Consider the following 21,081-nt stretch of genomic DNA (forward strand, 5'->3'; position numbering starts at 1 on the left):
CCCTCACCGTCATGGCCCCGTACCGCCAGAAACTTCACTGACCTTCCACTGGTCGTCCTGACTCACGAGCGTGACGAGCAGGGGTACGTCGAAGCGCTGGGCATGCTTGCCGGTGACATTGATCGTGACTTTCACGAACCGCGTGATCCGGGCCGGGGTGTCGACCGGGGCCTCGGCGTTGGCCGGTGGGGCACTGACTGGTGCGGCGATGACCGTCGACGTCCCACCGTCGTTCTTGAGTGCCTCGTACGTCGGGTCACCTGCCGAGGTGAAGCTCGACGCCACCTCGTCCGTCATGTACTTGGCGCACTTCGCTACCAAGGCCGCATAGGTCTCCGTCGTTGGGTCGCGCGTGTAGAAGGCTCGCGCCCAGGCGCCGACCACGTCGGTGGCCAGCGCCGTTGACTCTGCCGACGGGCGCTGGGTCTGAGGCGGCGGAGTGGTGAGCTCCGTGGTCGAGGTGGATGCGGTGGGCTGACCAGGCGGAGGGTTCGAAGGCGCGGTCGGAAGGACTACGGGGCGCCCCGGGGTGAGCACGCTGATCGGTACGCCGTCGTCGCTCTTGCCTCCCAGCAGACGTGGCAGGCCGCCGCCGAGTCCGAGGATGACGATCGCCAACACCACGACCAGCACCACGATGACCGCAGGGCTCGTCGGTTCGGCCTGCCGCTGGTCACGCAACCACGCCATGCGCTGCGCGTGATCGTCACGTCGCCAACTCTTCTTCGCGCGGCGCCGTTGACGTCCGTGGAGCTCGTCCATCTCCTCGGGGTAGTCGTAGTCCGCGCTCATCAAGGCACGCCAACTGTCAGGCGTCTCCGGATGCTCGCGACCCGCGGACCGCTGTCCGTCAGCGTCTGTGCCGCCGGGCTCCTGGTCGCGGTGGCGGGGCCGGCTCGCGCCTTCCCGGCGGTCTTCTGGCGATCGTCCTTGTCGGGCCATCCGGTATCACCTGCGCGTCGGCACGTGCATCGTCACGCCGTCCTTGGTGACAGCGGTGTACTCGCGGAACCTCCGCTGCTGCGAGGTCGGCGGCTTGCGCCGGCTCCGCTGCCCCTTCGGCGGTCCCTCCCGAAGACTCGCGGAGTGCGTGTGAATCCGCGGCTCGTACCTGACCTCATTGGCCGGCGCAGGAATAGGTCGCCGAGAATGCCGAGCCCGCTGAGACTCGGCCGACGCGGCGCGTGAACTCTTCCCGGAAGTCCCTCCGGTGGCTGCGACGCCGGCGGTCGTCACGGAGATGGTCCGGCGGCCGTCACCCTTCGACTGCGCACGCGCTCTGGCGAGATTCAGCGCCGACGCGCTGCGGGCTGGGGACGCATTCGCAGCCAGATTGCCGCCGACCCCAGGTCCTGACTGGCCTCCCGGACCGCTGCCCCCACCTGGCGTCGCCGCATCGGCTTTGCGTCGTTCCGCACCGGTCGTCAGCTCATACGGCGAACTCGCCGAGGACCCTCGGCCCAGAGAGCCGACCACAGGCGCCTGCCGGTAGACACGTACGGAAGAAACTCGCTGCGGGCTCGGATCGGCCTGCCGAGTTCGGTCCCTGCCGCGTTCGGACGGAGTCGGTGCGGCTCCGCGACTGGTCAGCGCACCCGCGATCCTTCTGACGGCGCTCATTGCGCCCCGACGCGCAAGTCCACCCAGCATGATGCTGCCCGCCCCAGGACGCATCATCGTCGTGAGGCTGTCCAGCAACCGACGCAGCCGGAAGCCAACAATCAGGACGACGATGGCCAGCCCAGTCACTGGAAGCCAGCCCAGCGGTCCGGTCAACGTGAACACAGCCGTCACCAGCGTCAGCGCAGTACCGAAGACCAGCATCGCCAGGAACGACTGCAGCACAAGGCCCACTAGAGCCTCGAACCAGTTCAATCCCCACTGGCGAGGCCGACCAGGGATGATCCATAGGCAGGCAAAGAAGACGCCGACCACGAGCAGCAGTAAAGCGCCTATGAAGGCCATCAGCGCTGTGAAGGCAAGTCCTATGTTCAGGAAGCCGAACAACGTGGCCGCTATGGCAGCCAGCATGACGACTGCGGTCCGCCCGAAGGGATTGTCACCTTTGACCCACTTCACTGTGGGGGCGTCGTCACCTCCCTCAGCAGGAGCTATGACCTTGTCGACATAGTCCTTCCTGGCATCCGCGCTGACTCCGACATCGAGCATGCCTTTGCCGTAACGCTCGCAGGCCGAGATCGATCCGAACTCGGCGATGCACCACGGGGTAACCGCGAAACCTCGCCAACTTGCGTCCGCCGACTTCCTCAGCAAAGTGTCTTTTGGTGTGCCGGTGAAGCCGGGCTCGGGCCAAGGAATCGGACTCTGAATTGTCGGTCCCAAAGCATCGGACGATGCAGTCATCACCGCACCTGCGCCGAGCTGTCGAGCGCCGTCGACGCCGCGGAGCCAGGTCGCTGGCGCCACTGCGAAGCTGATGCTGAGTACGCCGGCAACGAGTACCCACACCATCTGGCCAAGTGCACTGCCCGTCGCGCGCCGCTGCGTATAGGCCACCACGGCACCGAATGCGAGTGCTGACGGCAACAACCATCCGACCAACTGGGTACCCGTCGCGCCGATCGTCGCCGCGGTCGCATCAGTCAGCGGCTTCACATCCGTGAACGAGAACAGCCACCAGCCGATGGAGATCGCCGCGCGCGTGATCGCCAGGATGTACATCATGACGATGTAGGCATACCCGTTGAAGATCATGTTGAAGGTGTCGGATATCCCGGTGTCGAAATCCAGCCCGTAGTTCATCGGGCTGTACTGCTCGAAGAGGGTTCGGGAGTCGCCGTGGGTTAGGTCGGGGGTTGGGAGTAGGTCCGCGAAGCCTGTGGGGTTGGTGGGGCCTTGGTTGGGGTCGGCGGCCAGGGCTACCTGGGCTGTGATGATGAAGGAGATGCAGAGGACCGTCGTCGCCGTCCGGAGGCGGCGGGGCCACGTCATGCGACGTGCTCCTTGTTTCCGGAGGATGGGCGTTGGGCGTCGTCGTCCGCGCCGTCCGGGGAGTCGTCGCCGTGGGCCGGGTACATGGCCTCGTTGTAGGCGGCTTCGTCTGCTTCTTGGTCGTAGACCTCGTCGGGGCCTATGGGGGACTCGTAGCGGGTGGGGTGGGCGTATTGGCCGTTTGTGGCGGCCGAGTGGCCGTTCGCGGGGGCGGGGTGGCCGTTTGTGGCCGCAGGATGGCCGTTCGCGGGGGCGGAGTGGCTGTTCGCGGGGGCGGGGTGGCCGTTTGCGTTAGCGGGATGGCCGTTTGAGGTGGCGGAGTGGCCGTTGGCTGTGGCGGGGTGGCCGTTTTGTTGGGCTACGGGGGCGGGTGGGGTTGCCGGCTCGGCTGGCGCCATCGGGGTGGGCTGAGGTTCCGCGGTTGGAGGCGTCGGTGTTGATGCCGTGGGTGCCGGGGTGGGGGTGGGTGGCGCCACGGGGGCCGGAGGTTCGGGGGCTTGGGTGTGGGCTTCGGCTTGGGCTGTGGCGGTGGCAGCTGGTTCCAGGGGTTCGTCGAAGGCGTCTTCGGCGAAGGGGTCCTCGGGCTCGGGGGCCGTGAGGATGGGCTGGGTGGGCTCGTTCGCGTGTTCGGACTCGGGGGTGGTGCGGAGGAGGGCTGCTACCTGCTGGCTGGGGATGTCGATCTGGACGGTGGCTACTTCGTCCCAGCGGTCGCGCATGATGCAGTGGCCGTGGCGGATGGACTTGCCGTTCGCGGCGGTGTTGATGCCGCGGACCAGGGTTTGGTACGGCGCTGTCTGCGGCCGGCCGAGTAGCTCGAGCAGGGAGTCGACCTGCTCGCGGGAGCGCAGGCTGAAGGCGAACAGTGTGGTGATCTGCTCGACCAGACCGGGCAGCTTCAGGATCGACGCCGGATCCTGGGTGTCCAGGACGAGGGAGGCGCCGAGCGCACGGCCGACTCGGGCGATGTAGTCCAGGAAGGACGCACCATCGGGGGTCTTGGTGAGCAGGTGGACCTCGGGGACGATGACGACCTTCGAGCGACCGCGGAACTCGCGGCGGCCCGTCGTACGGATCATCCAGGCGAGGCAGCCGCGCAGGCAGGCCATGCCGACGCGTTCGATCGGGGACCAGGATTCCGGCGCCGACTCGGGCGAGGGCAGGGTGAGGCCCGGCATCTGGACGACCCAGAGACCCGGGTTCGTGGTCAGCGAGGACAGGCCGGACGGCGGACCGGCGACAACCGAACCGAGGCCGGTCTCAGTCAGGTCCCGTAGGGCGAAACCGACCGTACGCGTGGTCTCCGACTCGGAGGCACACAGCCGCTGGATCACGCCCCACGACGACGGGTCGGGCGACTGGATCTCCGCACGCGTCGCGGCCATGACCGGGGCCTCGGCAGCACCACGCAGATGCGGCGGCAGCAACAGCATCAGCTGCGACGGAGCCTGCAGCAAAGCGTCATCCACAGGCAGCACACGTAGCAGGTCAGCAGCACCCGAGAACTGCGCCGTGATCTCGATGACAGCAGTGGGTACGCCGTACTCCGCAGCGACCGCGGACACACCGGCCGCGTCACCCTTGAGGTCGAGAAGCGGCACCCAAGCACCGGCGAACGCGGAGTCGAGACCGCCCATCATCGCGGCGGTCGTCTTGCCTCGACCGGACCGCCCCAAGAACAACGTGGTCGTCGCGTCGCCGAGTGCAGAACCGGCCGCCGCGTCGAAACGCACCAGACCGGGCGTGGACCCGGTCAGGTACCCGATCGCGGGACCGGTCGCGTCACCGATTGACGCACCGCCCCAGAACCAGGACCCGAAGAACGCGGTCGACTCCCGGACATGCCCGAGGTCGGGGACGCGCAACTGGTCACCTGGCAGGGATTCCAGCCAGAGATCGCGCTGCTCGTCCGCACCGGCGGCCACGGTGATGCCGCGGTCGGCGTAGTGCGCGATGACGGCGTCGACGTACGCCTCGAGGTCCTCGCGGGTGTCCGCGCTGACCAGTAGACGTGGGTGATCCTCGACCAGGGTCAGACCGCTGCGGTTGATGTCGCGCTTGACCTCGCGCATCACGCGCTCGGTCTCGACGATCTCGTCGGCGGTCTCCTCCGCGGTGCCCTTGGCTGCGGACCTACGTTGTTCCTTGGCGCTCTTCCGGGTCTCGTCGACCAGGTGCCGCGCGGTCTTCTTGGTCAGTACGCGGAAGCGCACGGACGCCTCGACGGTGACGTCGATCTCGTCGCCGTCGTCGTCGATCGCCTTGATCTCCGACAGCGTGCGCAGCCACTCCCCCGCGCCCGGAGTCTCGAGCTCCTCGGGGAAGTCGGTCATCGCGAGGACGGTCGTGTACGCCGCGATCTGGCCACGCGCGTCGTAGATCCGCAAGTGATCGGTATACGGCACCACTCGACCCGAGGTGAGCCGGGCCAGCGAGGCGCCGGTGATCAGACCGCGACGAGGCGCGGCCACGGCACCACGGTGCATCTCGCGGCTGATCAGCCAGGAGATCACCTCGGCCGGCGCGGTGTGCGCCCGCCAGACCGTGGAGCCGAGCTGCCGGCCGAGCTTGCGGACCCGTTCGTCCAGGTGGGCGAGCTCACGGGCGCTCACCCGCCACGACGTCGTACCGAGGGCGTCGCTGATCGAGCCCCGAACCTGCGCGGTGGCCCGCGGGTCGCGGTCGCTCAGATGTACGCCGAGGGCGACGTACCGCTCCGGCATGCGCATCTCGTCGATGCGGTCGGCCCGGGTCTGTGCCCACGCGTCGTGGTCGCCGAGCCGGTAGTGACCGCCGACGCTGTCGATGTAGTCCTGGCCGGTGGAGCGGCCCCAGACGACCTTCAGGTGGCTGAGCCGGTCGCCGAGGATGGTCGCGGCGGCGCTCACCGCGGCGTCCAGGGCGGCATCCTGCTCGGCCTCGGTGGCCAGGTCGGTGTTCGCCACGGAGATCAGGAACCACGCCTCGGCACTGCGCTCGGTGACCAGCAGGCCGTCGGCGATGGCGACCAGGCGGGGTGGCGGCAGACCGCGTTCGCGGCCGACCCCCACCAGGTTCAGGAGTTTGTCAGCGATCTTCATCGTTGCCCCTGCCTCTCCGATCGGCCGGACGAGTTCCTGCGACTGACCCGCTGCACGTGGTCCGCCCCGAGGAGGCGGGCACGCTGGTTCACGCTGATGTCCGCGCCGGCGCGGACCATCGGATCCAGCTCCACCACAGCGTCGCGTTCCCATTCCGGAGTCACCCTGGCCTTGGCCAGGTTCGCCACCTTGTGGGTCGCGACGCGCTCACGCCATGGCAGGTACTCCGTCTTGTCGGCGGCCCTGGCGCCGAGACCGATGATCGGGCGGTGGGCGCGCAACGCGTAGCGGACGGCCAGCGCCCATTCGGTCACGCGGCGGCGGCGTTCATGGAACTTGCCGGGCCGCCACCCGAACGCGGTGATCACGAACGGCGGAACGACGTACAGACTCACGGTGCCCTTCTGCGGTACGCCGATGAAGGGGAAGAGGATCGCGATCCAGAGCAGGATGATCACCGCGCCGAAGATGATCATCCGGCGCCGGGCGCCTTCTCCGAGGTCGATCCCGAGCAGGTCGTACTGCCGCGTCTCGATCTCGAAGTGGTGGGTCAGGGTACGGCCGACGCGCATCAATTACCTCCGGACAGCAATCCCCAGAAGCCCTTGAGCACATTGATGGTCTGGTTGTTGGCGTAGATCAGCCCACCGACCAGCACTCCGGCCGCGAGGTGGCCGAACAGCTCGCCCCACTCGCGCTTGAAGTAGTGCCCGATGGCGCGCAGCACCAAGATGGCGATGAAGATGTTCCCCGCGATGACCAGGACCCAGTCTTTGAAATCCGCGCCCGTCGGAACGTTGCTGTCGGCCATGGGCACGGCGAGCTGAACCACGCTCGCAGCCAGTTCGTGCGTCATCATTGCGGTGTCTCCCTTGTTGCCTCGGTCATCCGACGGCTGGTCGCTGATGTCATCCGACGGCAGCCACTTGCCATCGTTGTGCTCCGTCCGTGGCGACAGTACGCCTCAACGTGAGCGTGTAGGTCTGGTCAAGGGTGGTCTCTCCAACCCCGTCCCAGGTGACGGCAGCGGTCGCCCGCCGCTCGTCGTCGTTGCCGGTGAAGACCTGCCAGTCCTTCAGCTCGCCGAACTTCACCGCCCCGTTGAGACTGCGGATGGTCGAACCCGGCGCGGTCACCGCCGACACCTTGTTGTCCGACTCTGCGTACGCACCGAAGAACGCCTCCGCGTCCTTCTGCGTCGCCGCGGTCAGATCGTCATCCGGTACGCCGGCCTCCGGCATGTTGTCGGGCAGCGCCGCCCGCTCGTCCGCTACGAACGTCGGCGGCCCGCTGGCCACCACCCGCGACGCGGTCTTGACGACCGGCACCGACAAGCGCTCCCACGAAACTGGGCCGGCAGCCCAGGCATTGCCCTTCTTCACAAAGGAATGGACCTGCACGCGGACGTCGACCACCGCGGTGAGGCCGTTGGAGTCGGCCTTGACCTCACCCGGATACGCGACGCCGGCGGTCTGCTTGCCGCGACCGTTCCACCCGCCGCGGGTGTCGAGGCCCGCGGCCAGGTCGAGGCCGATCTGGGCCGGGCGGGCGTCCGCGTTGTTCTCGTCCCACGTGAGGTATGAGACGGCGTACCGGGTCGCGACCGCGCGGGCCTCGTTGGACGGGAAGCTGCTCTGCCCGCTGACCACCGTCTCCGGGGTCCGGTTCGGGCTGATCCACGAACGGATACCGCTGATCGCTGCCAGCAGGAGAACGACAACCACCAGGCCGCGGAAGAACCGGCGGGCCCAGGTGGAGAACGACGATTCGGGCTCGGTCGACCAGGGCGCCTGGCCGGGCTCGAGCACGTCGCGGGTCGGGGCGGGCGCCGCGTGCGAACCATGCGGAGAGCGCTGTTTCAAACGTTCGGGTGGCCGGTGCCCGGGCTCCGAGCTCTCCGGAGGGCGAGCCGACGGACGACGGGGTGGCGCCATCACGCCGCCGGCGGGCGGAGGCTTCTGGGGTGCCGAATACTGCGCCGCTACACCCTGTGCCTGGCGAGGGGTCGGCGACACCGGTCCATCGGGGTGGGACCACCACTCCGGTGCGGTGCTCTGCGAGCGACCCTTACCAGGCTTCTTCGTACGACGCTGGTCCGACCAGTGCTCACCTTTTGGCGGCAGATTCAGTACCGTTCGCCACCAACTCATCGCTACCTGCCCCTCAGACAGCAGTTACGCGGACAGTAGCCGGGACGATACGGCAAGCAACTGTCCTCCGGGAGACCTGAGACCAGGATCCGGATGCTCCATCGCTCCCCGCAGCCATACTGTTACTCCGCTCGCGGGCAGTGTCACGTTCATCGGGCAAGCGTGACACCTTCGGTACCGTCCTCATAGCTCCTCTCCTTTACCCACTCCGGTCCACGGGCAGCGCACACCATGCCACACGCCGCAGACAGGTTCGAAAACCCGTGCAGAACATGGTAAGAGCCCAGACCAACAACTGATCACTCATAGTAACCGATCCGTGGCGTTGCCTGTGGATAACTCTCGCGTGGCGAGGGGTCAAAATCGCCTGTGGACAACCGCTTGCCAGCGCCGTACCGGGGCATAGGGTCGAGGTACCCCTGCTACCCCTGGAGGACCAGGATGGAAACTCGCCGACTGGGCAGACTCGGCCACGAGAGCTCGGTACTGATCTATGGCGCCGCGTCGCTCGGCGGGGTCGACCAGGATCGGGCCGATGCCTCGATCCAGGAAGCCCTCGACGCCGGTATCAACCACTTCGACGTAGCCGCGGACTACGGCGAAGCCGAGCTCCGGCTCGGTCCGCGGATGCCGGAGATCCGGGACCGCATCTTCCTCGCCACCAAGACCGGCCGCCGGACCTTCGAGGAGGCCTGGAGTGAGATCAACCGATCACTGGAGCGCTTGCAGACCGATCACGTCGACCTGATCCAGATGCACGCGGTCTGCGATCTGGAGAACCTCGATCTCGTCACCGGCAAGGGTGGATCGCTGGAGGCCGCAATTCGAGCCAAGGACGAAGGAATGGTCCGGGCGATCGGTATCACCGGGCACACCGAGCTGGCACCGTCGGTGCACACCGAGGGTCTGCGCCGATTCGATTTCGACAGCGTGCTGACGCCGCTGAATTACCGGCTTTCGACAGACCCGCAGTACGCCGCCGATTATGCGGGCCTGGTCGAGGCGGTGAAAGCCTCCGATGCCGCCCTGATGACGATCAAGATGATTGCCCGGCGCAATTGGCGTGAGGGCGAGAACAAGGCGTACGACACCTGGTACCGGCCGTTCGACGAGCAGCGCTACATCACCGCCGCGACCGCCTGGCTGCTGAACGGGCACCCGGAGATCACCGGCCTGGCGACGGCCGGCGAGACCCGGCTGCTGCAGCAGATGGTCGTGGCGGAACGTGAGCGGGCCGACCTCACCCCGGAGGCCGCTGCCTCGATCCTCGAGGAGGTGCAGGACTACACGTCACCCTTCGTGGACAGCCCGATCTGAGGGCGTGGCCCAGGTCACAGCCCCGGCTCCGCATTCCGGTCATTTCAAACGAACGTACGACGTGGTGCGGCCACTCGGCCGTACGCCGGGGAACACTCGGGGGCGGTGCGGTGTTGAGATCGCTGTAGTCGTCTATTTTCGGAGGTCGTAGTGGCAACGGTCGAGCTGACCCAGGAGAACTTCAACGAGGTGGTCGGTAAAGACGGCCTCATCCTGGTTGATTTCTGGGCAGAGTGGTGTGGCCCGTGCAAGATGTTCGGACCCGTGTTCGAGAAGTCGTCCGAGGAGCACGGCGACATCACGTTCGGCAAGGTCGACACGGAGGCCCAGGTCGAATTGGCCCAGGCGTTCGACATCCGGTCGATTCCGACCCTGATGGCGGTGCGCGACGGCGTCGTCCTCTACTCCCAGCCCGGCGCCCTTCCGGCCGCCAACCTGGAAGACCTGATCGGCCAGCTCAAGGCGGTCGACATGGAAGAGGTCCGCGCCCAGATCGCCGCCCACGAGGCGGAGCACGGCGCCGAGCCGCACACGCACTGATTCACACAGTTCAAGGAATCCGGGGGCTCTCAGCGAGCCCCCGGATTTCTTGTTGCCGGGCGCGGCCAGGTGATCGGGACCCCGGCGAGCTCGCCGATTGCTTCGGCCATGGCGCGCCGGTCCGGACCGCGCTCGATCTGCGGGTTCGACGCGATCGCCGTGAGCAGCTGGTTGCGTTCGGCGGGCGTGAGGCGCCCCCAACCGTTCCGGACGATCCTCAGGGCGTGGTACTGCTCGTTGCCGGTGAGCGACCGGTTGACCGCGTCGAGCAGCACTCCGCTGTCGATCAGCGAGAGGTCGCCTTCCATCAGGCCGAGGGCAAGCACCCGGACGACAGGCGAGCCGTGCAGGAACAGGTCTTTGACTTCTTGCTCGTCGAACTTCTCGACCGCGGCGGCCTGTGACACCCGCTGGACTATGCGATCGAGAACCTGTCCGCGGACGGCCTTCAGTTCGGGGCTGTTCAGCTCGGTGTAGATGGTCGCGTAGGCGTCCAGCTCCGGCCCCATCCCGAGCCGTCGCAGCGACTCGGCGGTCTTCCGCGCGCTGTCGGCGATCTGGCGGAGGAGCTCCACCTCGAACGCGCCGAGCTTCGACCTGCGAATCCGATCCACGATCGACGGCATGATCAGGAGCAACAGGCCGGCCGCGAGCACTGTGATCAGAGCGCCGTCACCGACGTCGGTGAAGAGCCCGACGATTCCGGCAACCACCAACGCACCCCCGAGCAGCAGGCAGAGGATGCGAGCGGCGATGTCGACGACGGGCCGCGCTCTCCCAGTCCAGCGCGGCGCATCTCCCGGTCGGCTCCGGCGTCGTGGCGCCGGCGCAGGACCGGGTTGGGGAGCAGGCCGTGTGGCTTGGCCGGCTTGCGGGACCGGGCCTGGGGCCGCGCCCGGCGGGCGTTCGTTCACCTCGGGCATCGGCTGCCTCCGTACGTCGTACCGCGTTGTGCCGATGCTCTCCCGGAGAGCCCCGCTCGGCAACAGCTCGTCAGCCCGACCGCGGGAGGGCGGTCAGGAGTCGCGGGAGCTGAGGACGCAGAACTCGTTGCCTTCGGGGTCGGCGAGGACCGTGAAGGAGCCGTCTTTGGGCTGGCCGACGTCGACGTGGGTAGCGCCGAGGGCCTCCAGCCGGGCGATCTCGGCGTCGCGGTCCTGGCTGGTGTGCGGGGCGAAGTCGAAGTGCAGGCGGTTCTTCACCGTCTTGCCCTCCGGCACCGGCACGAACACCATGCCCGGGCCGATCCGCTCCCACGGGGTGTCGCGCATCGCCGCCTCGTCCACCCAGCCGGGGATGTTCACGCACTCGTCGTCGGTCTCGTAGATCGTCTTCCAGCCGAGCGCTTCGGCCCACCAGGCGGCCTGCTTCCGCACGTCGCGGCAATCGACCACCACCGTGTACCACCGCAGCACCATGAGCGCCCCTCCTCGTCGTCGAGGAAACACCATGTCATCCGGCACCGACATAAACGCGAAGCGGGCCCTGGGCAGGGGATCTCAGCCAGGGCCCGCTTCGGGGCTGACCAGAGCGGCACGGGTGAGCCGGAGAGGCGCGGGCAGGTGAGGCTGGGCCGCCCGGTGGGGATCACCGAGAAATGTGCCGCTCGAGGCGTGGTCAGCGCAGGGTGGAGGGCCTGTGGTCCCTCCGTCGACGTCAGTGCAGGAGAGGTCTGCGCAGGAGATGTCAGCGCAGGAGATGTCAGCGCAGGAGATGTCAGCGCAGGAGATGTCAGCGCAGCGGATTGAAGGGCCGCAGCTCCTCCGGGGTGCGTCCGGTGGTGATGGTTTCGGCCAGCAGCTGGCCGGTGATCGGGCCGAGGGTGATGCCCCACATGCCGTGACCGCCGGCGGCGAAGACGCGGGGTGACGCGGTCGCGCCGATCAGCGGCAGGCCGTCCGGGGTGCACGGCCGCGGGCCGACCCACTCGAAGGTCCGCGCGTCCAGGTCGGCGTCTCGCAGCAGCGGCCGGGCGGCCTCGACGATCGCGTCGATCCGGCGCGGGTCGAGCTTGGCCTCGGGCTTGCGGAACTCCATCATCCCGGCGACCCGGAGCCGGTCGCCCAGCGGCGTGCAGGCGATCCGCTGCGCCGGGAAGTACACCGGGCCGACCGGCACGTGCGCGATCGGGACGCTGAAGCTGTATCCACGCCCGGCCTGCACAACCGTGCGTACGCCGAAGTCCCGAGCCAGATCGTTCAGCCAGGCACCCGTCGCCATCACGACGGCGTCGAACGGGTCGGTCTCGCCGTCGCCGGTGATCAGGCGGACGCCGCGGATCTCGTCCACGATGTCCAACACGTCGACCCCGCTGATGATCTGTCCACCGCGCGCGGTCACCGAGTCGGCCAGCAGCTGGACGTACTCGCCCGGGTTGATGAACCGCTGCCCGTGCAGCCGGATCGCGGCACCGATCTCGTCGGACAGCGACGGCTCGATCTCGCGGGCGTCGTCACCGGTGATCGCCTCGAACTCGATGCCCTGGCCGGCCGCGTGGATCTGCTCGATCTCCTCGAGCAGCACGCTCCGCTCGGCCTCTGTCCGGTAGGCGGCCAGGAAGGACTTGGCCTCGTACGTCTCCGCCTCGACGCCGGCCTTGGCCAGCAGATCGAAGGCGGGCAGCGCCTGCCGGTTGATCGGGACCAGCGACTCCATCGCGGTCTTCCAGCGGCCGGCGGTGCTGTTGCGAGCGAAGCGGCTGAGGAAGTTGAGGAGCCGCGGGCTCGCGGTCGGCGGGACGTACACCGGTGAGGACGGGCTCAGCACCGCACGGACGCCGTACTTGAGGACGGCCGGTTCCGGCAGCGGGGTGGCCAGGCCGGGCGTGAGCCAGCCGGCGTTGCCCCAGGACGCGCCGGCGGCGACGCCTTCGCGATCGAGCACGGTGACCTCGACGCCGGCCTCCTGGAGGAACCAGGCGGTGGCGAGTCCGACCATGCCCGCGCCGACGACTGCGACGCGATCGGGAACGATGTGAGTGGAACCAACAGCGACCATGTATCGATGGTGCGTCGACAATCAGCGGCTGTCATGGTGCGATCACACCATTGACGGGACAAATGACTGTGCTCAGAGCACAATAACCTCATGATCACCGCGTCTGACCTGGTTGTCGCCGTTGGACCTGCCCTGTTCGAGGTGGTGGTGCCGGGCAAGGGCGACGGCGAGGTCCGTGACGTCTTCCTGGCCGACCCCCAGGAGCCTGCGACCGGTCAGCCGGGCGATCTGGTGCTGGGACTCGGCCTGCGTGATGCAGAGGACGCTGTGGAGCTGGTGGAGCGCTGTGCGGCCGGCAGCGCCTCAGGAGTGGTTCTGCGTACGGCGCTCGCCCACGAGCCGACCGTGGTCGCCGCAGCCGAGCGATCGCCGCTCACCCTCGTCGCACTGCAGCCGAGCGTCACCTGGGCGCATGTGGTCTGGCTGCTGCGCGGCGTCATCGACAGAGCCGCCGCACCGGACTCCCCCGCCGCTGGAGACGCCGGAGTACACCAGGAGCTGTTCGCACTGGCAGATGCCGCCGCTGCGATCGTCGATGCGCCAGTGACCATCGAGGACAACCAGTCGCGCGTACTGGCGTACTCCTCCGGCCAGGACTTCACCGACCCCACCCGTGTCTCCACCATCGTCGGTCGGCGGGTGCCGGCTGAGGTGATCGCGCACTTCCGGGCCCGTGGCATCTTTCGCCGGCTGGCCCGGTCGAGCGAGCCGTTCCTGGTGCCGGAAGGGGCGAACGGCATCCGCCCGCGCCTCGTCGTACCGGTGCGGGCCGGTGGTGAGTGGCTGGGGTCCATCTGGGCCGTTGTGGACGGTCCGGTGAGTGATGAGGTCACTGCGGAGCTCAGCAACGCCGCATCTGTACTCGCGCTCCACCTGCTCCGGCTGCGCGCTCAGGCGGACGTGGCGCGGCGGAGTGCGATCGATCGGCTGCGGACGATCCTCCGGCAGTTCTCCCCCGACAATCCGGTCGACGTGCGACTCCCACCACAGCCATGGCGCGTGGTCGCACTTGGATCGCCGGACGGGTACGACGTACCGCAGCAACTCGACCTATGGGAGTCGATCGGTCGTCGGTACGGGTGGAGTGAGCCACAGTTGGCCGACATCGACGGGACTGTGCTGGCGGTGGTCACGGACACCGATGGCCCTGGATCGTGGAACTGGTTGCGCAAGCTCGTCGTGGAGCAGGCCAAGACCACACCGGGCACCTTCGCCGCGGCGGGTGGTCCGGCCCGCGGACCGGCCGACCTGCCGAGCTCCCGTGCCGAAGCGGTCGAGCTACTCAACCTGGTACGACGGAGTGCCGCACCCGGACCGGCGTTGCGCGTGGAAGAGGCGTGGCACGTACTGACTGTTCACCGAGCGGTCACCTCGCTCGACACGACGAAGCTGGACGGTCCGCTCGCAACGCTGCTGCGGCACGACATCGAGCACGACACCGGATTCGTGGACACGCTGCAGGCATGGCTCGACTATCCGGGTCAGCCACAGCGGGCGGCTCGGGCGCTGCATCTGCACACGAACACCTTGCGGCACCGGATGAAGCGGATCGGCGAGATCGCGGACCTCGATCTGTCGGATCCGCGGGAGCGTCTGGCCTTGCAACTGCAGATCGCGGCGGCGCGGACGGAGCACTGAAATCCCACGCTTCGGGACGCTTCTCGCGAGTTCCCAACAGCGCTGAGATCTATGCCACAGCGCTGTGTAACAAGGCTTCATATTCCGGCAACGGTTGGGCAACATCCGACTGATTAAGTCTTCCTCAGAAACACCGAGCACCACCCCAAGGACTGTCCCAGCTTTTCACCAGGAAGCTGGGGCACCGGTCCAGCCTTTCACCAGGAGGCTGGAACGGCTGGTCCGAGCTTTTCACCAGGAAGCTCGGGCTGCTCGTGGGCCCGGCGATTGTCTGAGCGATCGCCGGGCCCCAAGCATTTCTCAGGCCAGCCGAGCTTTCCCAGGCCAGCCGGTTCTTCCCAGGCCAGCTGCTGATCAGGCCAGCCGGTTGACGATGGTCGCGTAGACGCCGGGCAAGCGCGCGGCCGCGGGAACGATGCGGGGAGCAAGCAACGATCTGTTGCGAGCCCAGAGCAACGACCCGGTCAGCAGCCGGCACTCCCAGGAGACGCGGCGCCAGGCTGCTTCATAGTCCACCGGGCGATCGTCCCGAACGCAGTCCACCAACTCGGCCGAGGTCCGGAGCGCTACCGCGATCCCCTCGCCGGTCAGGGCGTCGACGTACCCCGCGGCGTCTCCGACCAGCAGGACGCGTCCCGCAACTCGGCCGCTGACGCGCTGGCGGAGCGGGCCAGCGCCCATGACGGTACTCGCCGGCGGGGCGCCGTACAGGCGGCGCTTGAGGGCGGGGAACGTGTCGAGGTGGGAGTCGAAGGTGCCGCGGGCCGAGGTGAGGATGGCGACGCCGACGAGGTCATCCGCCACCGGGGTCACGTACGCCTCCCCGAGCTTGGACCAGTAGACCTCGACGAGGTCGGTCCACGGCGCCACCGAGAAGTGCTGCCGAAGCCCGCGCCGAACGTCGGTTGAGCCCGGTCGGCAGAGACCAAGTTGGCGGCGGATCGGTGAATGGAGGCCGTCGGCGGCGGCAAGGTAGCGGGCGGTGTGGCCGGCTGCGGTGACCGCGGTGGTGTTCTGGGTAATCGCGCCGACGCGCGTCTGAACCACCGGTACGCCGAGCTCGGCAAGGCGGTCGGTCAGCGCTTGGTGGAGCGTCGTACGGCGAACGCCCAGGCCTGGGCCGGCCCGGAAGCGAGCGTCAACTTGATGCCCGTCGTCGAGATAACGGATGCCGTGGAACGGCCGTCCGGTGAGCTTGACGCCGAGCCGGGTGAAGTAGTCGACGGCGGTGTGCGATATCCCTTCACCGCAGGCCTTGTCGATGGGAGCTGAGCGAGGCTCGACGACCACGACCGACAGGCCGGCGAGCGCCGCGCGGATCGCCGTGGCCGCGCCGGCGGGTCCGGAGCCGGCTACGAGCAGATCGGCCGCGGGCCGCGCCGAGCCGGCGCCGGGTCCGGTCACTTGACCAGGGCGGAGTTCAGGGCAGATTCCTCTGTGCGGATGCGGATGGCGAGCAGAGGGATGTTGAGGACCGTGAAGACCAGGGCGGTGATCCACGCCGTGTGGACCAAGGGCAGGGCAATGCCCTCGGCGACGACGGCCACGTAGTTCGGGTGGCGGATCCATCGATACGGGCCGCGGGCAACCAGCTTGAGTCCGGGGACGACGATCACGCGGGTGTTCCACTGGTGGCCGAGTACGGTGATGCACCACCATCGCAGACCCTGCGCCAGGATCACGACCGCGACCATCGTCCACCCGAGCGCGGGGATGAACGGCCGGTGCAAGGCCTCCACGATGCACGCGCCGAGCAACGCGGTGTGCAGGGCGACCATGAACGGGTAGTGCCTGCGGCCATACTCCACACCGCCTTGCGCGAAGCTCCATTTGGCGTTCCGCACGGAGACCACCAGCTCGGCGACGCGCTCGGCACAGACCAGCAGGATCAGAACCAAATACCAGCCGAATGACGTCATCACCACTCCAGCAGCACGAGCTCGGAACAGAAGCCCGGGCCCATCGCGAGCAACAGACCCATACCGGAAGGATCCAGCCGCAGGGTGTCACCGAGCACGTGCAGCACCGAGGAGGACGACAGGTTGCCGACCGCATCGAGTGACTTCCAGGTCAGATCGAGCGCTCCCGGCCGCAGCTCCAGCGTCTCCGCCACCGCCTCCAGCACCTTCGGCCCGCCCGGATGACTCACCCACGTCCCGATCTCCGGCACGGTCAGCCCCTGAGTCGCCAGAAACCCCCGCACGTCATCACCGAGATAGGTCCGCACCACCTCCGGCACATCCGCCCCGAGCACGATCCGGAACCCACCCGATCCGACGTCCCACCCCATCACCCGCTCGGAGTCCGGGTACAACCGGCTCCGCGTCGCGACCACGGAGGGTCCTGACGCCGACGGATGCTCCGAGCCGGTCAGCACCACCGCCGCCGCGCCGTCGCCGAACAACGCCCCGCCGACAAGATTCGGCAACGACGAGTCGTCCCGCTGCAACGTCAACGAGCACAACTCGACCGACAGCAGTACGGCGACGTGCGTCGGCCACGCGAGCAGATAGTCGTGCAACCGGGCAATGCCCGCAGCCCCACCCACACACCCGAGCCCGAACAGCGGCAGCCGCTTGACGTCCTCCCGGAACCCGAGCCGCATCGCCACCCGCGCGTCGATCGATGGCGCCGCCACCCCGGTCACCGTGGTGAACATCAGTACGTCGACGTCGTCCAGCGTCAGCCCGGCATCCTTGACCGCTCCCGCAACCGCCTGCGCCCCGAGATCCACGGCCGCCGCGATCCAGGCGTCGTTCGCGTCCCCGAAGTCCTTGAGTACGGCGTACTGCTCGAGTGGCAATGCGAGATGCCGGAACGACACCCCGGCGTTCGCGTGCAGCCGGCGGAGCAGCGCCGTCCCTTTGCCGTCCGGCAGACAGATGTCGGCGAAAGCGGCGGTCAACGCGGATTGCGGGTAGCGGTTCGGCGGCAACGCGGGCCGGACCGCTGCGATCCGCGTCATCGTGGCATCGTTACTTCGGTGAGCATCCTGCGGACCGTGCGTGGTCTCGCACTGGCTTGCCACCCGGGACCCACGATCGCCGTCACCGCGCTGGTCACGGCCGTTGCCTGGTCGGCCGGCCGAAGTCCGGCCGGGTGTCTCCTCGTCGCAGCAACGATCTTCACCGGCCACCTCTCGATCGGCTGGAGCAATGACGCGATTGATGCCGCCCGCGACACCATTGTGAACCGCCAGGACAAGCCCGTGGTGCGTGGACTGGTGAGTCGTCGTACTCTCGCCATCGGCGCGGGCATCATGCTCGTCGTCACCATCCCGGTCTCGCTGGCCAACGGGATCGCGGCCGGACTGGTGCATCTGCTCTTCGTCGCCTGCGCCTGGGCGTACAACCTCGGACTGAAGTCGACCGCGATCTCCTGGCTCCCGTACGCCGTCGCGTTCGGCGCACTGCCCTCGTTCGTCACGCTCGGCACCGCCGGGGTCTGGGCTCCGTGGTGGGCGACCGCGGCCGGCGCCTTGCTCGGGATCGGTGCACATCTGGCGAACGTCGTACCCGACCTGGACGACGACCTCGCGACCGGTGTGCGGGGCTGGCCGCAGCGGCTGGGGCCGTACGCCCGGCTGCTCGCGCCGGTGCCGCTGGCGGCCGCGACCGGGCTGCTGGTGATCGCGCCGCCGGGTCCGATCGGGGTGGTCGGCTGGATCGCGCTGGCTGTCGTCGCGGGCTTGCTCGTGGTGATCGTCGCGTGGCGGGACGCGCCGTTCCTGGTCACGATCGCGATCGCCGCCGTCAGCATCCTCGCCCTCGTCCTCCGAGGCGACGCGCTGATCTAGGCGACGCGCCGGCCGACGGCGATTCGCTGGTCGGCGGCGATTCGCGTGTCTAGGCGGGCGTCCGGCTTGAGTGGTGCGTTGCTGCCGAGGATCGCGGCCGTGAGCGCCTCGGCCGGTTCCTTCGCGGCGCGCGGGTTGGTGATCAGGACCAGGTCGATCGGCGGCAACTCCGGCAACCCGGCGCTCGGCGGCGGCTCGACCAGGTCCGCGGGCATCAGCGACCGCGCGAAGATCGCGATCCCCAGGCCGGCCCGGACCGCCGCGAGTACGCCGTTCACTCCGCGGACGATGCACGTGATCCGGCAGGACCGGCCGGCCTGCTCGAGCGACTGCACCCCGAGCGAGCGGCTGAGGGACGGTGCTTGGTAGGCGACCAGCGGGACCGGACCGTCTGGGGCGATCCGCGTCCCAGCGATCCCGGCCCAGACCAGCGGGTCCCGTCGTACCAGTCGTCCGTTCGGCTCGTAGCCGCCGCCACCGTGCTTCACGTAGGCGAGGTCGAGGTGTCCGGACTCGACGCGGCGAAGCAGGTTGGGGCTCTGGGCCACGGTCAGCTCGAGGTCGATCCGCGGGTAGAGCTGGCGGAAGTCGCGCAGGATCCGCGGCAGCGGGGTCAGCGCGAGGTCGTCGGTCACTCCGAACCGCAAGCGGCCGCGCAGCTCCGAGCCGGTGAAGTACCCGGCGGCCTCCTCGTGCGCGGCCAGGATGGTCCGGGCGAACCCGGCCATCGCCTCGCCGTCCGCGGTCAGCGTCACCGTCCGGGTGTCCCGCACGAACAGCGGCCGCCCGACGGCCACCTCGAGTTTGCGGACATGTTGGCTCACCGTCGGCTGCCGGATACCCAGCCGCTCGGCCGCCTGGGTGAAGCTGAGCGACTGCGCCACCGCCAGGAACGTCCGCAGCTGGTCCGGGTCGTACATCGATGCACCTCTCATTACGCGACGCAATAAGAGTAATACGAGTAATTCGCTGTCGGAATTCAGGACCGAACCGTGAGGATGGACGTGTCCTCCCCTGACAGTCCACTCCCGTAGGGAACACTCTTGACCACCCGGGCCACCGGTTCTGTTCCGTCCGTCTCCGATTTCCACACCCACCGCACCACCACCCCCGCCGGCCTCCGCGAGACCCAGCGGCGCCCGGGCTTCAAGGACACCTTCAGCGCACTGCAGGTCCGCAACTTCCGCCTCCTGGTCAGCGGACTGCTGGTCGTCTCGACCGGCGGCTGGATCCAGCGCATCGCCCAGGACTGGCTGGTCCTCACGCTCACCGGCAGCGCCACCGCGGTCGGCATCACCACCGCCCTGCAGTTCCTCCCCACCCTGGTGCTCGGCCTGTTCGGCGGCGTCATCGCCGACCGTTTCCCGAAGCGGAAGATTCTGCTCGCCACCCAGGCCACCTTCGGGTCCTGCGCCGGCATCCTGGCCGTCGTCGGGTTCACCGGCCACGTTCAGGTGTGGCACGTCTACACGATGGCGTTCGTCCTCGGACTCGCTACCGCGGTCGACAACCCGACCCGGCAGTCGTTCGTCACCGAGCTGGTTCCGCGAGACAAGATCCGGAACGCGATCAGCATGGTGTCGTCGACCTTCCAGCTCGGCAGTATGGCCGGGCCGGCCCTCGGCGGGGTGCTGCTCGGTGTACTGGGCACCCCCTGGGCCTTCGCGATCAACGCCTGCACGTTCTTCGCCTCGATCAGCGCCTTGCTGCGGATGCGCGAGAGCGAGATGCACGGGCAGCACGCCGTCCGGAACGCGAGTGCGGGGATGCGGATCCGGGACGGGCTGCGCGACGGCGTGCGGTACGCGTTCCACGAGCCGGCGGTGCGGTGGGCGATCGCTCTGGTCGGCATCTACGGGATGTTCTGCATCAGCCTGCCGGTGACGCTGACCGCGTTCGCCGACCGCGTCTTCCACACCGGCGCGACCGGGTACGGCGTACTCAACTCGGTGGTCGCGGTCGGGGCGCTGACCGGCGCACTGCTGTCCGCGCGGCGAGTACGTCCGACCCGCCTGCGCAACCTGATCGGGATCGCGTCGCTGCTCACGCTCACCGAGGTCTTGGCCGCGCTCCAGCCGTCGCTGTGGACCTTCATCCCGGTGCTGGCCTCGATGGGCATGGCGACGCTGATGTTCCTCACCGCAGCCCAGTCGATGGTCCAGCTGACCACGCCGGACGGGCTCCGCGGGCGGGTGTCGGGGATCTATAACCTGGTATTCATCGGCGGCGGTGCGATCGGCGGGCCGCTGGTCGGCTACCTCGCTCAGCACTTCGGCGCGCGGACCGCCCTGCTGCTCGCCGGCCTGATCCCGGCCGTGGCCACCGTGGCGATCGGCCTCCGTCTCCGGCGCGACGGCCGGTTCCGGCTCGTGCTGGTCCGTAGCCGCTCACCCTGGCACCGGGCCCCGCTCCGCCTCGAGCAGACCACGATCCAGCTCGCGGCCCCGACGAGCATCCCGGCCCCGCGCACGTCCCGCCCGTTCGTGCTCGGCCGCCGACAGCACGCTCGTACCGATTCCCACGCCCGCCCCCTGCGCGCCCGGCGCCGTCCCCAGCACCACTAGGCATCCGGGGCAGGGCCGGGAGCTGCCCCCGGCCCTGCCCCGGATCA

At 68.5% G+C, this 21,081-nt stretch carries 18 protein-coding genes; 5 read left to right on the plus strand and 13 right to left on the minus strand.

Annotated elements, in window-relative coordinates:
* Positions 1 to 9: 9 nt before the first annotated feature.
* From AB0E63_RS22455 to AB0E63_RS22480, 6 genes are all read right to left on the minus strand, one after another.
* The gene (locus tag AB0E63_RS22455) at positions 10 to 792 is read right to left on the minus strand and encodes a hypothetical protein (RefSeq protein ID WP_360369312.1); all 783 of its coding nucleotides are present in this window, start codon (positions 790 to 792) and stop codon (positions 10 to 12) included.
* 156 nt (positions 793 to 948) lie between these two features.
* Positions 949 to 2,952 carry a hypothetical protein gene (locus AB0E63_RS22460; RefSeq protein WP_360369315.1) on the minus strand — a complete coding sequence of 668 codons (2,004 nt, stop codon included), beginning with the start codon at positions 2,950 to 2,952 and terminating at the stop codon, positions 949 to 951.
* Positions 2,949 to 6,032 (minus strand): ATP-binding protein, encoded by a 3,084-nt coding sequence (locus AB0E63_RS22465; protein ID WP_360369318.1) that lies wholly within the window; start codon positions 6,030 to 6,032, stop codon positions 2,949 to 2,951. Before AB0E63_RS22465 ends, AB0E63_RS22460 begins: the two co-directional genes overlap by 4 nt.
* Positions 6,029 to 6,604 (minus strand): hypothetical protein, encoded by a 576-nt coding sequence (locus AB0E63_RS22470; protein ID WP_360369321.1) that lies wholly within the window; start codon positions 6,602 to 6,604, stop codon positions 6,029 to 6,031. The genes AB0E63_RS22465 and AB0E63_RS22470 overlap by 4 nt, the downstream gene beginning before the upstream one ends.
* Positions 6,604 to 6,888, minus strand: coding sequence for a hypothetical protein (locus tag AB0E63_RS22475; protein WP_360369324.1), 285 nt, complete (start codon positions 6,886 to 6,888; stop codon positions 6,604 to 6,606). The genes AB0E63_RS22470 and AB0E63_RS22475 overlap by 1 nt, the downstream gene beginning before the upstream one ends.
* 52 nt (positions 6,889 to 6,940) lie before the next feature.
* Positions 6,941 to 7,894, minus strand: a complete 954-nt coding sequence (locus AB0E63_RS22480) for a conjugal transfer protein (RefSeq protein WP_360369327.1) — start codon at positions 7,892 to 7,894, stop codon at positions 6,941 to 6,943.
* A 729-nt stretch (positions 7,895 to 8,623) separates the two neighbouring features.
* On the opposite strand from AB0E63_RS22480, the gene AB0E63_RS22485 reads away from it, so the two are divergent.
* Entirely contained in the window at positions 8,624 to 9,499 is an 876-nt protein-coding gene (locus tag AB0E63_RS22485) for an aldo/keto reductase (protein ID WP_360369330.1), read from the plus strand.
* 150 nt (positions 9,500 to 9,649) lie between these two features.
* Entirely contained in the window at positions 9,650 to 10,039 is a 390-nt protein-coding gene (gene trxA / locus AB0E63_RS22490) for a thioredoxin (protein ID WP_360369333.1), read from the plus strand.
* 29 nt (positions 10,040 to 10,068) lie between these two features.
* On the opposite strand, the gene AB0E63_RS22495 is transcribed toward trxA, so the two are convergent.
* The 3 genes from AB0E63_RS22495 to AB0E63_RS22505 all read right to left on the minus strand — a co-directional run bounded on the left by AB0E63_RS22495 (position 10,069) and on the right by AB0E63_RS22505 (position 13,036).
* The gene (locus AB0E63_RS22495; RefSeq protein WP_360369336.1) at positions 10,069 to 10,752 is read right to left on the minus strand and encodes a hypothetical protein; all 684 of its coding nucleotides are present in this window, start codon (positions 10,750 to 10,752) and stop codon (positions 10,069 to 10,071) included.
* A 303-nt stretch (positions 10,753 to 11,055) separates the two neighbouring features.
* A complete protein-coding gene (locus AB0E63_RS22500; RefSeq protein ID WP_360369339.1) occupies positions 11,056 to 11,457 on the minus strand; it encodes a VOC family protein in 402 nt (133 codons plus the stop codon).
* 313 nt (positions 11,458 to 11,770) lie between these two features.
* Entirely contained in the window at positions 11,771 to 13,036 is a 1,266-nt protein-coding gene (locus AB0E63_RS22505) for an FAD-dependent oxidoreductase (RefSeq protein WP_360369341.1), read from the minus strand.
* Between the two features lie 90 nt (positions 13,037 to 13,126).
* Between AB0E63_RS22505 and AB0E63_RS22510 the strand changes: the two genes are divergently transcribed.
* Positions 13,127 to 14,674, plus strand: coding sequence for a helix-turn-helix domain-containing protein (locus AB0E63_RS22510; protein WP_360369344.1), 1,548 nt, complete (start codon positions 13,127 to 13,129; stop codon positions 14,672 to 14,674).
* Between the two features lie 354 nt (positions 14,675 to 15,028).
* On the opposite strand, the gene AB0E63_RS22515 is transcribed toward AB0E63_RS22510, so the two are convergent.
* The 3 genes from AB0E63_RS22515 to AB0E63_RS22525 are packed head-to-tail and all read right to left on the minus strand — an operon-like array spanning position 15,029 to position 17,639.
* Positions 15,029 to 16,078 carry an NAD(P)/FAD-dependent oxidoreductase gene (locus AB0E63_RS22515; RefSeq protein ID WP_360369347.1) on the minus strand — a complete coding sequence of 350 codons (1,050 nt, stop codon included), beginning with the start codon at positions 16,076 to 16,078 and terminating at the stop codon, positions 15,029 to 15,031.
* The gene (locus tag AB0E63_RS22520) at positions 16,075 to 16,593 is read right to left on the minus strand and encodes an isoprenylcysteine carboxyl methyltransferase family protein (RefSeq protein WP_360369350.1); all 519 of its coding nucleotides are present in this window, start codon (positions 16,591 to 16,593) and stop codon (positions 16,075 to 16,077) included. The genes AB0E63_RS22515 and AB0E63_RS22520 overlap by 4 nt, the downstream gene beginning before the upstream one ends.
* Positions 16,593 to 17,639, minus strand: a complete 1,047-nt coding sequence (locus AB0E63_RS22525; RefSeq protein WP_360369353.1) for a type III polyketide synthase — start codon at positions 17,637 to 17,639, stop codon at positions 16,593 to 16,595. The genes AB0E63_RS22520 and AB0E63_RS22525 overlap by 1 nt, the downstream gene beginning before the upstream one ends.
* A gap of 18 nt (positions 17,640 to 17,657) precedes the next feature.
* Between AB0E63_RS22525 and AB0E63_RS22530 the strand changes: the two genes are divergently transcribed.
* Positions 17,658 to 18,470 carry a UbiA family prenyltransferase gene (locus tag AB0E63_RS22530; RefSeq protein ID WP_360369356.1) on the plus strand — a complete coding sequence of 271 codons (813 nt, stop codon included), beginning with the start codon at positions 17,658 to 17,660 and terminating at the stop codon, positions 18,468 to 18,470.
* On the opposite strand, the gene AB0E63_RS22535 is transcribed toward AB0E63_RS22530, so the two are convergent.
* Positions 18,467 to 19,390: a LysR substrate-binding domain-containing protein gene (locus tag AB0E63_RS22535; protein ID WP_360369359.1), complete on the minus strand. Its 924-nt coding sequence runs from the start codon at positions 19,388 to 19,390 to the stop codon at positions 18,467 to 18,469. The two genes, AB0E63_RS22530 and AB0E63_RS22535, sit on opposite strands and share 4 nt — an antisense overlap.
* Positions 19,391 to 19,513: 123 nt before the next feature.
* Here AB0E63_RS22535 and AB0E63_RS22540 point away from each other — a divergent pair, with 123 nt between their 5' ends.
* The gene (locus AB0E63_RS22540; RefSeq protein ID WP_360369362.1) at positions 19,514 to 21,034 is read left to right on the plus strand and encodes an MFS transporter; all 1,521 of its coding nucleotides are present in this window, start codon (positions 19,514 to 19,516) and stop codon (positions 21,032 to 21,034) included.
* The last annotated feature ends 47 nt before the right edge of the window (positions 21,035 to 21,081 follow it).

It is taken from the genome of Kribbella sp. NPDC026596 (genome assembly GCF_040638415.1).
Lineage (GTDB): Bacteria > Actinomycetota > Actinomycetes > Propionibacteriales > Kribbellaceae > Kribbella.

Excerpts from the sequence above, each read along its gene's own strand:
- AB0E63_RS22455 (WP_360369312.1), bottom strand. The coding sequence starts at position 792 with ATGAGCGCGGACTACGACTACCCCGAGGAGATGGACGAGCTCCACGGA.
- AB0E63_RS22460 (WP_360369315.1), bottom strand. The coding sequence starts at position 2,952 with ATGACGTGGCCCCGCCGCCTCCGGACGGCGACGACGGTCCTCTGCATC.
- AB0E63_RS22465 (WP_360369318.1), bottom strand. The coding sequence starts at position 6,032 with ATGAAGATCGCTGACAAACTCCTGAACCTGGTGGGGGTCGGCCGCGAA.
- AB0E63_RS22470 (WP_360369321.1), bottom strand. The coding sequence starts at position 6,604 with ATGCGCGTCGGCCGTACCCTGACCCACCACTTCGAGATCGAGACGCGG.
- AB0E63_RS22475 (WP_360369324.1), bottom strand. The coding sequence starts at position 6,888 with ATGACGCACGAACTGGCTGCGAGCGTGGTTCAGCTCGCCGTGCCCATG.
- AB0E63_RS22485 (WP_360369330.1), top strand. The coding sequence starts at position 8,624 with ATGGAAACTCGCCGACTGGGCAGACTCGGCCACGAGAGCTCGGTACTG.
- AB0E63_RS22500 (WP_360369339.1), bottom strand. The coding sequence starts at position 11,457 with ATGGTGCTGCGGTGGTACACGGTGGTGGTCGATTGCCGCGACGTGCGG.
- AB0E63_RS22505 (WP_360369341.1), bottom strand. The coding sequence starts at position 13,036 with ATGGTCGCTGTTGGTTCCACTCACATCGTTCCCGATCGCGTCGCAGTC.
- AB0E63_RS22510 (WP_360369344.1), top strand. The coding sequence starts at position 13,127 with ATGATCACCGCGTCTGACCTGGTTGTCGCCGTTGGACCTGCCCTGTTC.
- AB0E63_RS22520 (WP_360369350.1), bottom strand. The coding sequence starts at position 16,593 with ATGACGTCATTCGGCTGGTATTTGGTTCTGATCCTGCTGGTCTGTGCC.
- AB0E63_RS22525 (WP_360369353.1), bottom strand. The coding sequence starts at position 17,639 with ATGACGCGGATCGCAGCGGTCCGGCCCGCGTTGCCGCCGAACCGCTAC.
- AB0E63_RS22535 (WP_360369359.1), bottom strand. The coding sequence starts at position 19,390 with ATGTACGACCCGGACCAGCTGCGGACGTTCCTGGCGGTGGCGCAGTCG.